The organism is Pseudomonas sp. DCB_AW (assembly GCF_026240895.1).
Classification (GTDB): domain Bacteria; phylum Pseudomonadota; class Gammaproteobacteria; order Pseudomonadales; family Pseudomonadaceae; genus Aquipseudomonas; species Aquipseudomonas kermanshahensis.
The window spans coordinates 1-13,246 of the sequence record NZ_JAPFCE010000018.1 but is presented as its reverse complement, the minus strand read 5'-3'; the positions used below and the strand labels follow the sequence as shown (position 1 = coordinate 13,246).

The 13,246-nt window shown below is 63.2% G+C and carries 9 protein-coding genes; 7 read left to right on the top strand and 2 right to left on the bottom strand.

Translation table 11 applies throughout. The features are described from left to right. Nucleotide 1: 1 nt before the first annotated feature. The gene (locus OO306_RS12745; protein ID WP_027593923.1) at nt 2–538 is read right to left on the bottom strand and encodes an ATP-dependent zinc protease; all 537 of its coding nucleotides are present in this window, start codon (nt 536–538) and stop codon (nt 2–4) included. A gap of 293 nt (nt 539–831) precedes the next feature. On the opposite strand from OO306_RS12745, the gene OO306_RS12740 reads away from it, so the two are divergent. The 6 genes from OO306_RS12740 to prpD all read left to right on the top strand — a co-directional run bounded on the left by OO306_RS12740 (nt 832) and on the right by prpD (nt 9,465). Next, nucleotides 832–1,548, top strand: coding sequence for a GntR family transcriptional regulator (locus tag OO306_RS12740; RefSeq protein WP_027593922.1), 717 nt, complete (start codon nt 832–834; stop codon nt 1,546–1,548). Then, the gene (gene prpB, locus OO306_RS12735) at nt 1,545–2,435 is read left to right on the top strand and encodes a methylisocitrate lyase (RefSeq protein WP_027593921.1); all 891 of its coding nucleotides are present in this window, start codon (nt 1,545–1,547) and stop codon (nt 2,433–2,435) included. The genes OO306_RS12740 and prpB overlap by 4 nt, the downstream gene beginning before the upstream one ends. A 173-nt stretch (nt 2,436–2,608) precedes the next feature. Then, nucleotides 2,609–3,736 carry a 2-methylcitrate synthase gene (prpC, locus tag OO306_RS12730; protein WP_265968913.1) on the top strand — a complete coding sequence of 376 codons (1,128 nt, stop codon included), beginning with the start codon at nt 2,609–2,611 and terminating at the stop codon, nt 3,734–3,736. A gap of 161 nt (nt 3,737–3,897) precedes the next feature. Continuing rightward, nucleotides 3,898–6,486: a Fe/S-dependent 2-methylisocitrate dehydratase AcnD gene (acnD, locus tag OO306_RS12725; RefSeq protein WP_265968937.1), complete on the top strand. Its 2,589-nt coding sequence runs from the start codon at nt 3,898–3,900 to the stop codon at nt 6,484–6,486. A gap of 163 nt (nt 6,487–6,649) precedes the next feature. Then, nucleotides 6,650–7,840 (top strand): 2-methylaconitate cis-trans isomerase PrpF, encoded by a 1,191-nt coding sequence (prpF, locus tag OO306_RS12720; protein ID WP_252827308.1) that lies wholly within the window; start codon nt 6,650–6,652, stop codon nt 7,838–7,840. Between the two features lie 140 nt (nt 7,841–7,980). Further along, a complete protein-coding gene (gene prpD / locus OO306_RS12715; protein ID WP_265968912.1) occupies nt 7,981–9,465 on the top strand; it encodes a 2-methylcitrate dehydratase in 1,485 nt (494 codons plus the stop codon). A gap of 208 nt (nt 9,466–9,673) precedes the next feature. Here prpD and acnB read toward each other — a convergent pair whose 3' ends face one another. After that, on the bottom strand, nt 9,674–12,283 hold the full coding sequence (acnB, locus tag OO306_RS12710) for a bifunctional aconitate hydratase 2/2-methylisocitrate dehydratase (RefSeq protein ID WP_099429920.1): 2,610 nt from the start codon (nt 12,281–12,283) through the stop codon (nt 9,674–9,676). A gap of 404 nt (nt 12,284–12,687) precedes the next feature. Here acnB and OO306_RS12705 point away from each other — a divergent pair, with 404 nt between their 5' ends. Further along, nucleotides 12,688–13,167, top strand: a complete 480-nt coding sequence (locus OO306_RS12705) for a DUF1289 domain-containing protein (protein ID WP_177323889.1) — start codon at nt 12,688–12,690, stop codon at nt 13,165–13,167. The last annotated feature ends 79 nt before the right edge of the window (nt 13,168–13,246 follow it).

Below are 13,246 nucleotides of genomic sequence, written 5' to 3'. Positions count from 1 at the left end.
ATTACTCTGCTTTAGGAGCGTCGGTGGCACAGGCAGGTTTGCCGGCCGCGTATTTAAGGCTTGGGTCGACCAGCGCGTCGAAGTGCTTGAGCGCCTCGGAGCCGATCAGCAGCGGGAACTGGAACGCGCTGCGGTCGGTGAGGTTGACTTCGATGGTGCGCAGGGCCTGGCCCATGCAGATTTCGAGTTCGATGACCGGGCGCGCGGTGTAGGCCTTGCCCGATTCGGCATCGTAGTCGCCTGCCCGTCGCTTGATCTTGCTGACGCGCGCGAGGGGGCGTTCGATCGGGTGCGAATGGGCGGCATCGATGGCCAGGTAGAAACGCACCCAGCTCTCGCCGTTACGCTTGAAGCGCTTGATGTCGCGGGCGCTGAGCGAGGCGGTCTTGGCACCGGTGTCGAGCTTGGCGGCCACTTCCAGGTCCAGGTCGCCCAGCTTTGCGTATTCGTTGAGACCGTACACGGTCTTGCCCGCCGCTTGGCCGATGGCCGGCAGCAGGGTGAGGCATAGCAGCAATAAAACGGGTGTAAGTCTCATAATCCTGGCGCGGTACTGTGCAGGGTTCGGGGCAAGGCGACTGGCAACGACTGCGCAAGCTTCCTCGTTCATCTGTCAACAACATGAATAGATGACAGACACGCTATCCATACTCCGTCGGAGGCGCGGCATTCTATCACGCCGACGTCTTGACGCCAGCGCGTCGCGATCTGACAGCGGCGGGGCAGGGTTAGTTCGTTATTAGACGATTGTCGACAATGTTCATTTTGTCTTTGACTGATCGCGCTTAATTAGCTAATTTCTGGCCATGTGATTATCAGGGTGTCGACAATATGCTGGACCTATCCACTCCCAGCCCAGCGTTGGCGGACGAAACGGAAACCTTGTCCGAAAACGTCTTTCGGCGCATCCAAGCGGCCATCGTCAAGGGCGACATCGCCCCGGGCAGCAAGATCTCCGAGCCGGAGCTGGCGCGCACCTACGGCATCAGCCGCGGGCCGTTGCGCGAGGCCATCCACCGCCTCGAAGGCCAGCGCCTGCTGGTGCGCGTGCCGCATGTCGGGGCGCGGGTGGTGTCGCTCAACCATGCCGAGCTGATCGAGCTGTACGAAATCCGCGAATCGCTCGAAGGCATGGCCTGCCGCCTGGCCGCCGAGCGCATGAGCCAGGCCGATATCGACGAACTGCGCCGGGTGCTCGATACCCATGAGCGCGATGCGGCGTTCCAGGCGGGTGTCGGCTACTACCAGCAGGAAGGTGACTACGACTTCCACTACCGGATCATCCAGGGCAGCGGCAACCAGACCCTGGTCAAGATGCTGTGTGGCGAGCTGTACCAGCTGGTGCGCATGTACCGCATCCAGTTCTCCGCCACGCCCAATCGGCCACGCCAGGCGTTTGCCGAACACCACCGGATTCTCGATGCCATCGCCGACCGTGACGGTGAGCTGGCCGAACTCCTGATGCGCCGCCACATCGGCGCGTCCAAACGCAACATCGAGCGTCACTACCTGGACGCCAACGACAATAGCCCACGAGGTGATTCATGACTGTGAAGAGCACGCCCGGCCAACGTTTCCGCGACGCGGTTGCCGCCGAACATCCCTTGCAGGTAGTCGGCGCCATCAACGCCAACCATGCCCTGCTGGCCAAGCGCGCCGGCTTCAAGGCCATCTACCTGTCCGGTGGCGGCGTGGCCGCAGGCTCCCTGGGCCTGCCGGACCTGGGTATCAGCGGCCTGGACGATGTGCTCACCGATGTGCGCCGCATCACCGACGTCTGCGACGTGCCGCTGCTGGTGGATGTCGACACCGGTTTCGGTGCCTCGGCGTTCAACGTGGCGCGTACCGTGCGCTCGATGAGCAAGTTCGGCGCAGCTGCGATCCACATCGAAGACCAGGTTGGCGCCAAGCGTTGTGGCCACCGCCCGAACAAGGAAATCGTCACCCAGCAGGAAATGGTCGACCGTATCAAGGCCGCCGTCGATGCCCGTACCGATGACAGCTTCGTGATCATGGCGCGCACCGATGCCCTGGCCGTCGAAGGCCTGAATGCTGCGCTGGACCGTGCCGCAGCGTGCGTTGAGGCCGGCGCCGACATGATCTTCCCGGAGGCCATTACCGAGCTTTCGATGTACAAGACCTTCGCTGACCGCGTGCAAGCGCCGATTCTGGCCAACATCACGGAATTCGGCGCCACCCCGCTGTACACCACCGAAGAGTTGGCGTCGGTCGACGTGTCGCTGGTGCTGTACCCGCTGTCGGCGTTCCGCGCCATGAACAAGGCGGCCGAGAATGTCTACACGGCGCTGCGTCGTGACGGCACCCAGAAGAACGTGGTCGACACCATGCAGACCCGCATGGAGCTCTACGATGCCATTGGTTACCACGCCTTCGAGCAGAGCCTCGATGCGTTGTTTGCCCAGAAGAAAGGATAAGTGACTGCCTGTGCTGGCCTTTTCGCGGGACAAGCCCGCTCCCACAGGGGTGGCCCAGGTCCAAGGTATGGCGCTGTACCTGTAGGAGCGGGCTTGCCCGCGAAGAGGCCAGTACAGGCAAACCGAATTAGCCAGCAAGAAATCCATAACAAATTCAAGAAAGGAGAAACACCATGGCCGAAGCAAAAGTACTCAGTGGCGCAGGCCTGCGTGGCCAGGTGGCCGGCCAGACCGCACTGTCGACCGTTGGCCAGGCCGGTGCTGGCCTGACCTACCGTGGCTACGACGTCCGTGACCTGGCGGCGGGTGCTGAATTCGAAGAAGTGGCCTACCTGCTGTTGTACGGCGAGTTGCCAAGCAAAGCACAGCTGGCCGAATACAAGCACAAGCTCAAAGGCCTGCGTGACCTGCCGCAAGCCCTCAAGGAAGTGCTCGAGCGCATTCCACGTGACGCCCACCCGATGGACGTGATGCGCACCGGCTGCTCGGTGCTGGGCACCCTAGAGCCCGAACTCACCTTCGAAGCCCAGCATGACAAGACCGATCGCCTGCTGGCGCTGTTCCCGGCCGTGATGTGCTACTGGTACCGCTTCACCCACCATGGCGTGCGCATCGACTGCACCAGCGATGAAGACACCCTCGGCGGGCATTTCCTGCACCTGCTGCACGGCAAGAAGCCGAGCGAGTTGCATGTCAAGGTGATGAACGTGTCGCTGATCCTCTACGCGGAGCACGAATTCAACGCCTCGACCTTCACCGCACGCGTCTGCGCTTCGACCCTGTCCGACCTATACTCCTGCGTCACCGCCGCCATCGGCTCGCTGCGTGGCCCGCTGCACGGCGGTGCCAACGAAGCGGCGATGGAACTGATCGAACGCTTCCAGAGCCCGCAGGACGCCACGGCCGAGCTGCTCAAGATGCTGGAGCGCAAGGACAAGATCATGGGCTTTGGCCATGCCATCTACAAAGAGTCCGACCCGCGCAACGAGGTGATCAAGGGCTGGTCGAAGCAACTGGCTGACGAGGTCGGTGACAAGGTCCTGTACCCAGTGTCCGAAGCCATCGACAAGACCATGTGGGAGCAGAAACGCCTGTTCCCTAACGCCGACTTCTACCATGCGTCGGCGTACCACTTCATGGGCATTCCGACCAAGCTGTTCACCCCGATCTTCGTCTGCTCGCGCCTGACCGGCTGGGCGGCGCACGTGTTCGAACAGCGTGCCAACAACCGCATCATCCGCCCGAGCGCCGAGTATGTCGGCGTCGAACAGCGCCAGTTCGTGCCGATCGAGCAGCGCTGAATAGATCTAGAGAGGCAACCCGTTCCCTTGTGGGAGCGGGCTTGCCCGCGAAGGCGTCCGACTGGGCAATCGATGTGCACCTGCTGACGCCTTCGCGGGCAAGCCCGCTCCCACAGGGACGGAGCAACCTTCCGAATCCTGTGACCGAGCCTGATTCCATGATGAACACCGCATTCCGCAAGCACCTGCCAGGCACCGACCTGGACTACTTCGATGCCCGCGCGGCAGTCGAGGCTATCAAGCCCGGCGCCTACGACGGGTTGCCCTACACCTCGCGCGTGCTCGCCGAAAACCTGGTGCGCCGCTGCGACCCCGCCACCCTCGACGCCTCGCTCAGCCAACTGATCGAGCGCAAGCGCGACCTCGACTTCCCGTGGTTCCCGGCGCGCGTGGTGTGCCACGATATCCTCGGCCAAACCGCTCTGGTCGACCTGGCCGGCCTGCGTGACGCCATTGCCGACAAGGGCGGCGACCCGGCCCAGGTCAACCCGGTGGTGCCGGTGCAGTTGATCGTCGACCACTCCCTGGCGGTCGAGTGCGGTGGTTTCGACCCGCAGGCGTTCGAGAAAAACCGTGCCATCGAAGACCGCCGTAACGAAGACCGTTTCCACTTCATCAACTGGACCAAGAAGGCGTTCAAGAACGTCGACGTGATCCAGCCGGGCAACGGCATCATGCACCAGATCAACCTGGAGAAGATGTCACCGGTGATCCACAGCGACCGCGGCGTGGCCTACCCGGACACCTGCGTTGGCACCGACAGCCACACCCCGCATGTCGACGCCCTGGGCGTGATCGCCATTGGTGTCGGCGGGCTGGAAGCCGAGAACGTGATGCTCGGCCGCGCCTCGTGGATGCGCCTGCCGGAAATCGTCGGCGTCGAGCTGACCGGCAAGCTGGCACCGAACATCACCGCCACCGACCTGGTGCTGGCCCTGACCGAGTTCCTGCGTAAACAGAAAGTCGTCGGCGCCTACCTCGAGTTCCACGGCGAGGGTGCCCGTGCCCTGACCCTGGGCGACCGCGCGACCATCTCCAACATGGCCCCTGAATACGGCGCCACTGCAGCGATGTTCGCCATCGACCAGCAGACCATCGACTACCTCAAGCTGACCGGTCGCGAAGAGCAGCAGGTCAAGCTGGTGGAAACCTTCGCCAAGGCCACCGGCCTGTGGGCCGACAGCCTGGCCGGCGCCGTCTACGAGCGTACCCTGAGCTTCGACCTGTCGAGCGTGGTGCGCAACATGGCCGGCCCGTCCAACCCGCATGCCCGCGTGGCCACCAGCGACCTCGCGGCCAAGGGCATCGCCGGGGCCTGGGAAGATGTCCCGGGGCAAATGCCGGACGGCGCGGTCATCATCGCCGCCATCACCAGCTGCACCAACACCAGCAACCCGCGCAACGTGATCGCAGCGGGCCTTTTGGCACGCAATGCCAACAAACTGGGCCTGGCGCGCAAACCCTGGGTCAAATCTTCGCTGGCGCCAGGCTCAAAAGCTGTGCAGCTGTACCTGGAGGAAGCAGGGCTTGAGAAAGAGCTGGAGGACCTGGGCTTTGGCATCGTCGCTTTCGCCTGCACCACCTGCAACGGCATGTCCGGTGCGCTGGACCCGGTGATCCAGCAAGAGATCGTCGAGCGTGACCTGTATGCCACTGCGGTGTTGTCGGGTAACCGCAACTTCGACGGGCGCATCCACCCTTACGCCAAGCAGGCGTTCCTGGCCTCGCCGCCGCTGGTGGTGGCCTACGCCATCGCCGGGACCATCCGGTTCGACATCGAGAAAGACGTGCTGGGCGTGGTCGACGGCAAGGAAATCCGCCTCAAGGATATCTGGCCGAGCGATGAAGAAATCGACGCCGTGGTGCGTGCCTCGGTCAAGCCGGAGCAGTTCCGCAAGGTTTACATTCCGATGTTCGCCATCGAGGAAGACCGTGGGCCGAAGGTGGCGCCGCTGTACGCGTGGCGCCCGATGAGCACCTATATCCGCCGTCCACCGTACTGGGAAGGTGCCCTGGCCGGTGAGCGCACCCTGCGTGGCATGCGCCCGCTGGCGGTGCTGCCGGACAACATCACCACCGATCACCTGTCACCGTCCAACGCCATCATGATGGACAGCGCGGCGGGTGAGTACTTGGCGAAAATGGGCCTGCCGGAGGAGGACTTCAACTCCTACGCCACCCACCGTGGCGACCACCTGACCGCCCAGCGCGCCACCTTCGCCAACCCCAAGCTGTTCAACGAAATGGTGCGCAAGGATGACGGCAGCGTGAAGCAGGGCTCGTTGGCGCGCATCGAGCCGGAAGGCAAGGTTACCCGCATGTGGGAGGCAATCGAGACCTACATGGAGCGCAAGCAGCCGCTGATCATCGTCGCCGGTGCCGACTACGGCCAGGGCTCGTCCCGTGACTGGGCGGCCAAGGGGGTGCGCCTGGCGGGTGTCGAGGCGATCGTGGCCGAAGGCTTTGAACGCATTCACCGCACCAACCTGGTCGGCATGGGCGTGCTGCCGCTGGAGTTCAAGCCGGGTACGGACCGCAACACCCTGGGTCTGGATGGCAGTGAGACCTATGATGTGCTCGGTGAGCGCAAGCCGCGTGCAACGCTGACGCTGGTGGTTACCCGTCGCAATGGCGAGCGGGTCGAGGTGCCGGTAACGTGCCGCCTGGATACCGCCGAGGAAGTGTCGATCTACGAGGCGGGCGGGGTGCTGCAGCGCTTTGCCCAAGACTTCCTCGAAGCTTCTGCTTGAGTTTTTGGGGCTGCTTTGCAGCCCATTCGCGGGGCAAGCCCGCTCCCACAGGGTAGGTGTGGCGCTGCCGGTTTGCACTGTACCTGTGGGAGCGGGCTAGCCCCGCGAATGGGTCGCGTAGCGGCCCTAGGGTTATTGCATATTCAAACAGGACACTTAAGCAATGGCACACGCACCACAAATCAAGATCCCCGCCACCTACATCCGTGGCGGTACCAGCAAAGGCGTATTCTTCCGCCTGGACGACCTCCCCGAGCCGGCGCAGATCCCAGGCCCAGCCCGCGATGCGCTGCTGTTGCGGGTGATCGGCAGCCCCGACCCCTACGGCAAGCAGATCGATGGCATGGGCGGCGCCACCTCGAGCACCAGTAAAACGGTGATCCTCTCGCGCAGCATCAAGCCCGAACACGACGTCGACTATCTGTTTGGCCAGGTCAGTATCGACAAGGCCTTCGTCGACTGGAGCGGTAACTGCGGCAACCTGTCTGCCGCGGTCGGTTCCTTCGCCATCAGCAGCGGCCTGGTCGACCCGGCGCGGGTGCCGCGCAACGGCATCGCCACCGTGCGCATCTGGCAGGCCAACATCGGCAAGACCATCATCGCCCACGTACCGATCACCGAAGGTGAAGTGCAGGAAACCGGTGATTTCGAACTCGATGGCGTGACCTTCCCGGCGGCCGAGGTTCAGCTGGAATTCCTGGACCCAGCTGCCGACGAAGAGGGCGCAGGTGGGTCGATGTTCCCTACCGGCAACCTGGTAGATGACCTGGAAGTGCCAGGGGTTGGCACGTTCAAGGCAACCCTGATCAATGCGGGTATCCCGACCATCTTCGTCAATGCCAGCGATATCGGCTACACCGGCGCCGAGCTGCAGGACGCGATCAACGGTGACCCGCAAGCGCTGCTGCGCTTCGAGACAATCCGTGCCTATGGCGCCGTGCGCATGGGCCTGATCGAGCATGTCGACCAGGCGGCCGGGCGTCAGCACACGCCGAAAGTGGCCTTCGTCGCGCCACCGAGCACCTACACTGCGTCCAGTGGCAAGGTGGTTGCGGCGGCTGACATCGACCTGTTGGTGCGTGCGTTGTCCATGGGCAAGCTGCACCACGCGATGATGGGCACTGCCGCGGTCGCCATCGGTACCGCTGCCGCCATCCCAGGCACGCTGGTCAACCTCGCCGCCGGCGGGCGCGAGCGCAGTGCCGTACGGTTCGGTCACCCTTCCGGTACCCTGCGGGTTGGCGCCGAAGCGCGTCAGGTGAAGGGCGAATGGACGGTGACCAAGGCAATCATGAGCCGCAGTGCTCGCGTGCTGATGGAAGGCTGGGTGAGGGTGCCTGGCGATAGCTTCTGACGCACCACAGGCGCTCGGCGTTCGATGACTGGGGCCGCTTCGCGGCCCATCGCCGGCAAGCCGGCTCCCACACCGAACCTGTGGGAGCTGGCTTGCCGGCGATGGGCTGCCAGGCAGCCCCACAATCACAGGAGCTGCAAATGAGCGCCAACGTGGACCTTAACCAGCGCCCGGACTACGACCGGGTGCTGCAAACCCTCGCCGACTACGTCCTCACCTACCGGGTCGAATCCCCAGAGGCGCTGGACACCGCGCGCAACTGCCTGATGGACACCCTGGGCTGCGGCCTGCTGGCCCTGCGCTTCCCCGAATGCACCAAACACCTCGGCCCGTTGGTGGAAGGCACGGTGGTGCCGAATGGTGCCCGCGTGCCCGGCACCGCCTACCGCCTCGATCCGGTCAAAGCCGCCTGGGACATTGGCTGCATCGTGCGCTGGCTGGACTACAACGACACCTGGCTGGCCGCCGAGTGGGCGCACCCTTCAGACAACCTCGGCGGCATTCTGGCCGTGGCCGATCACCTGTCGCAAAAACACGTAGCAAAGGGTGAACGCCCACTGCTGATGCGCGAAGTGCTCGAAGCCATGGTCATGGCGCACGAGATCCAGGGCGTGTTGGCGCTGGAGAATTCGTTCAATCGCGTGGGCCTGGACCACGTGATCCTGGTCAAGGTGGCCTCCACGGCCGTGTGCGCCAAGCTGATGGGGGCCAGCCGCGAGCAACTGCTGTCGGCGTTGTCGCATGCCTTTGTCGATGGCCAGGCGCTGCGCACCTACCGCCATGCACCCAACGCAGGCTCGCGCAAGTCCTGGGCTGCTGGCGATGCGTCCAGCCGGGGTGTGCGCCTGGCCGATATCGCGCTGCGTGGCGAGATGGGGGTGCCTGGCGTGCTCACGGCGCCGCAATGGGGCTTCTATGATGTGTCATTCAGTCATACCAACAAGGACCTGGCGCTCAAACCCTCTGCCCAGCAGGAGTTGCGCCTGCCGCAGCCCTTGGCCAGCTATGTGATGGAGAACGTACTGTTCAAAGTCAGTTTCCCGGCCGAGTTCCACGCCCAGACGGCCTGTGAAGCCGCCGTCCTGCTGCACCCGCAGGTGCGCAATCGCCTGCATGAGGTGGACCGTATTGTCATTACCACGCAGGAGTCGGCAATTCGCATCATCTCCAAGGTCGGCCCACTGGCCAATGCCGCTGACCGTGATCACTGCCTGCAGTACATGGTGGCGGTGCCGCTGATTTTTGGCCATCTGGTGGCCGAGCATTACGAGGATGTCTTTCACGCTGCCCACCCGAGTATCGACCGCTTGCGCGACAAGATGGAGGTGGTCGAGGACCCGCGCTTCACCCGTGAATACCTGGAGGCTGACAAGCGCTCGATCGCCAACGGCTTGCAGGTGTTTTTCAAGGATGGCAGCAGCACCGAGCAGGTGGTGGTGGAGTACCCGGTCGGGCACAGGCGTCGGCGCGGGGAGGGCATACCCTTGCTGGAGGCGAAGTTCAGGGAGAACCTGGCGACGCGGTTTGCGCGGCAACGGTGTGAGGCGATTTTCGAGCTGTGCGAGGATCAGCAAAAGCTGGAGGCGACGGCGGTGCACAGGTTTGTGGATCTGTTCGTGATGTGAGGTTGCCAGTGCGCTCCTCTTCGCGGGGCAAGCCCGCTCCCACAGGAGCCGAGCAAACCTTGACTGCCCCCAGAAAATTGGATGGGTGTCCAACTTCTTGGGGACAGTCCAAACCCGTGGGAGCGGGCTTGCCCCGCGAAGAGGCCCGAGAGGGCAATAAAAAACCCCGGCATTTCTGCCGGGGTTTTTTCTTACAGCTTACTGCTGATTACGCCTGAACAACCGGGATCTTGGCGTTGGCCGCAGCCTCGCGGAATTCGGCGATCTGGTCGAAGCTCAGGTAGCGGTAGACGTCGGCAGCCATGCTGTCGATGTCCTGCGCGTACTGCATGTACTCTTCGACAGTCGGCAGTTTGCCGATGATCGAAGCGACAGCAGCCAGCTCGGCCGATGCCAGGTACACGTTGGTCGCGTCGCCCAGACGGTTCGGGAAGTTACGGGTCGAGGTGGAAACCACGGTCGAACCGGTCTGCACACGTGCCTGGTTACCCATGCACAGCGAGCAGCCTGGCATTTCCATGCGCGCACCGGCCTTGCCGTAGATGCCGTAGTAGCCTTCTTCGGTCAGCTGGTGAGCGTCCATCTTGGTTGGCGGAGCCAGCCACAGACGGGTCGGAATGCCACCCTTGACCTTCTCCAGCAGCTTGCCGGCAGCGCGGAAGTGACCGATGTTGGTCATGCACGAACCGATGAACACTTCGTCGATCTTCTCGCCCTGTACCGAAGACAGCAGGCGGGCATCGTCCGGGTCGTTCGGCGCGCAGAGGACAGGCTCTTTGACGTCGGCCAGGTCGATTTCGATGATTTCGGCGTATTCGGCATCGGCGTCGGCCGACAGCAGCTCAGGCTTGGCCAGCCAGGCTTCCATGGCCTGGGCGCGACGCTCCAGGGTGCGGGCATCGCCGTAGCCTTCGCCGATCATCCAGCGCAGCAGGGTGATGTTGGAAGTCAGGTACTCGGCGATGGCCTTTTCTGGCAGCTTGATGGTGCAACCGGCAGCCGAACGTTCAGCCGAGGCGTCGGACAGTTCGAACGCTTGCTCGACGGTCAGTTCGTCCAGGCCTTCGATTTCCAGGATGCGGCCGGAGAAGGCGTTTTTCTTGCCCTTCTTCTCGACGGTCAGCAGGCCCTTCTGGATGGCGTAGTAAGGGATGGCATGAACCAGGTCACGCAGGGTGATGCCAGGTTGCAGCTTGCCCTTGAAACGCACCAGGATCGACTCTGGCATGTCCAGCGGCATGACGCCGGTGGCGGCAGCGAAGGCCACCAGGCCGGAACCGGCCGGGAACGAGATGCCGATCGGGAAGCGGGTGTGCGAGTCGCCACCGGTGCCGACGGTGTCAGGCATCAGCATGCGGTTCAGCCAGCTGTGGATGATGCCGTCGCCTGGGCGCAGCGACACGCCGCCACGGGTGCGGATGAAGTCTGGCAGGGTGTGGTGGGTGGTGACGTCGATCGGCTTCGGATAGGCGGCAGTGTGGCAGAACGACTGCATGACCAGGTCAGCGGAGAAGCCCAGGCACGCCAGGTCTTTCAGTTCGTCGCGGGTCATCGGGCCAGTGGTGTCCTGGGAACCGACGGTGGTCATCTTCGGCTCGCAGTAGGCACCTGGGCGCACGCCCTGGCCTTCTGGCAGGCCGCACGCACGGCCGACCATCTTCTGCGCCAGGGTGAAGCCCTTGGTCGAAGCGGCAGGCTGCTCCGGTTTCTTGAACAGGTCGACAGGGCCCAGGCCCAGCTCGGCGCGGGCTTTATCGGTCAGGCCACGGCCAACGATCAGCGGGATACGACCACCTGCGCGGACTTCGTCCAGCAGCACTTCGGTTTTCAGCTCGAAGTTGGTGACCAGTTCGTCGCTGCCGTGACGGCGCACTTCACCTTTGAACGGGTAGACGTCGATGACGTCGCCCATGGCCAGGTTGGTGCAGTCGAACTCGATTGGCAGGGCGCCGGCGTCTTCCATGGTGTTGTAGAAGATCGGGGCGATCTTGGTGCCGAAGCAGAAGCCACCGGCGCGCTTGTTCGGCACGTACGGAATGTCGTCACCGAAGAACCACAGCACCGAGTTGGTGGCGGATTTACGCGACGAACCGGTACCGACCACGTCACCCACGTAGGCAACTGGGAAGCCTTTGGCCTTGACCGCTTCGATCTGGGCCAGAGGGCCGACCGAACCTGGCTGCTGTGGCTCGATGCCGTCACGGGCCATTTTCAGCATGGCCAGGGCGTGCAGTGGGATGTCAGGGCGCGACCAGGCGTCCGGGGCAGGGGACAGGTCGTCGGTGTTGGTTTCGCCAGGCACCTTGAACACGGTCAGGGTGTACTTGTCGGCGATGGCCGGACGCGAGGTGAACCACTCGCCGGCAGCCCAAGACTCGAGCACGGCCTTGGCGTGGACGTTGCCCGCCTTGGCTTTTTCGGCCACGTCGTGGAAGGCATCGAACATCAGCAGGGTGTGCTTGAGCTTTTCGGCCGCGACGGCGCCCAATTCGGCGTCATCCAGCAGCGCGACCAGCGTTTCGATGTTGTAGCCGCCCTGCATGGTGCCCAGCAGCTCAGTGGCGAGCTTGCGGTCGATCAGCGGGGATTTGGTTTCGCCCTTGGCCACGGCGGACAGGAAGGCAGCCTTGACATAGGCAGCTTCGTCGACCCCTGGCGGTACACGGTTGGTGATCAGGTCTACGAGGAAGGCTTCTTCGCCGGCCGGCGGGTTTTTCAGCAGCTCGACCAGGCCTGCAGTTTGTTCGGCGTTCAGCGGCTGGGGCACGATACCCAGGGCGGCACGCTCTTCGATGTGTTTGCGGTAGGCTTCAAGCACAGTTATTACCCTCATCAGTGGTCCCTAAAGGGAGTCCGGGACGCTCATCCAGCATTCCCTGCACCCATGCGCAATGACGGCTTCTTGGGCCGCCCAGCCAGGGTCGCAGAGAATCCTTACAGAAGCTGCTTTCAAAGTTTTACGCCTGCAGAACGGGGAGCTGATGAGGGCTGGCACGGGCATGCGAGGGTGCATGGCCCGGGCCAACGCCGTTCTACCGGATTAACTGTGCTCGTGACGCTTTGAAAACAGCTTCCAACGGACATTGTTGCCTTGAAAAGGCCGGATGATTCTACGGCAAAAAAAGCCTGAAGGTAAGGCGGCGAAGATGACTTTAACGAGTGACCCCGGTTAGACAAAGGGCTAACATGGGCCCGTGTTCCACCGCCAAGCCGTTGTTTTTCATGTCCAACAAGTCCATCAAGACCCCTTGCGTCGGCCTGTGCTCCACGGTGTACGGAGACACGGTATGCCGTGGCTGCAAGCGTTTTCACCATGAAGTGATCAACTGGAACGGCTACGACGACGCGCAGAAGCGCGCCGTGTGGCTGCGTCTGGAGCAGTTGCTGGTGCAGGTGATGATGGCCAAGCTGGAAGTCTTCGACAAAAGCCTGCTGCGCCTGCAGTTGGAGCAGCGCTCCATCCGCTTTGTGGACCAACAGTCGGAATATTGCTGGGCCTACCAGTTGATCGCCCGTGGGGCCCGGATGATCCGTGATCTGGAGGCTTACGGCATGGTATTGCTGCCGGAGTTTCGAGGCTGGGAACTGCCGCAGTTGCGCGACGCCATCGACCGCGAGTTCTTTCTGCTGTCCGAGGCGCATTACCAGCGCTATATCGCCCCGAGCTTCTTGCGCGATGCCCTGGAGAATGGGCAGGGCTGAAATTTCACTGGCCTCTTCGCGGGGCAAGCCCGCTCCCACAAGTGCCCCACACTATTCAGAATTTGCGGGGCACGTGTGG

Bases quoted from the DNA above. Each gene is read 5' to 3' on its own strand.
- OO306_RS12745 (WP_027593923.1), bottom strand. From the start codon at position 538: ATGAGACTTACACCCGTTTTATTGCTGCTATGCCTCACCCTGCTGCCG.
- OO306_RS12740 (WP_027593922.1), top strand. From the start codon at position 832: ATGCTGGACCTATCCACTCCCAGCCCAGCGTTGGCGGACGAAACGGAA.
- prpB (WP_027593921.1), top strand. From the start codon at position 1,545: ATGACTGTGAAGAGCACGCCCGGCCAACGTTTCCGCGACGCGGTTGCC.
- prpC (WP_265968913.1), top strand. From the start codon at position 2,609: ATGGCCGAAGCAAAAGTACTCAGTGGCGCAGGCCTGCGTGGCCAGGTG.
- acnD (WP_265968937.1), top strand. From the start codon at position 3,898: ATGAACACCGCATTCCGCAAGCACCTGCCAGGCACCGACCTGGACTAC.
- prpF (WP_252827308.1), top strand. From the start codon at position 6,650: ATGGCACACGCACCACAAATCAAGATCCCCGCCACCTACATCCGTGGC.
- prpD (WP_265968912.1), top strand. From the start codon at position 7,981: ATGAGCGCCAACGTGGACCTTAACCAGCGCCCGGACTACGACCGGGTG.
- OO306_RS12705 (WP_177323889.1), top strand. From the start codon at position 12,688: ATGTCCAACAAGTCCATCAAGACCCCTTGCGTCGGCCTGTGCTCCACG.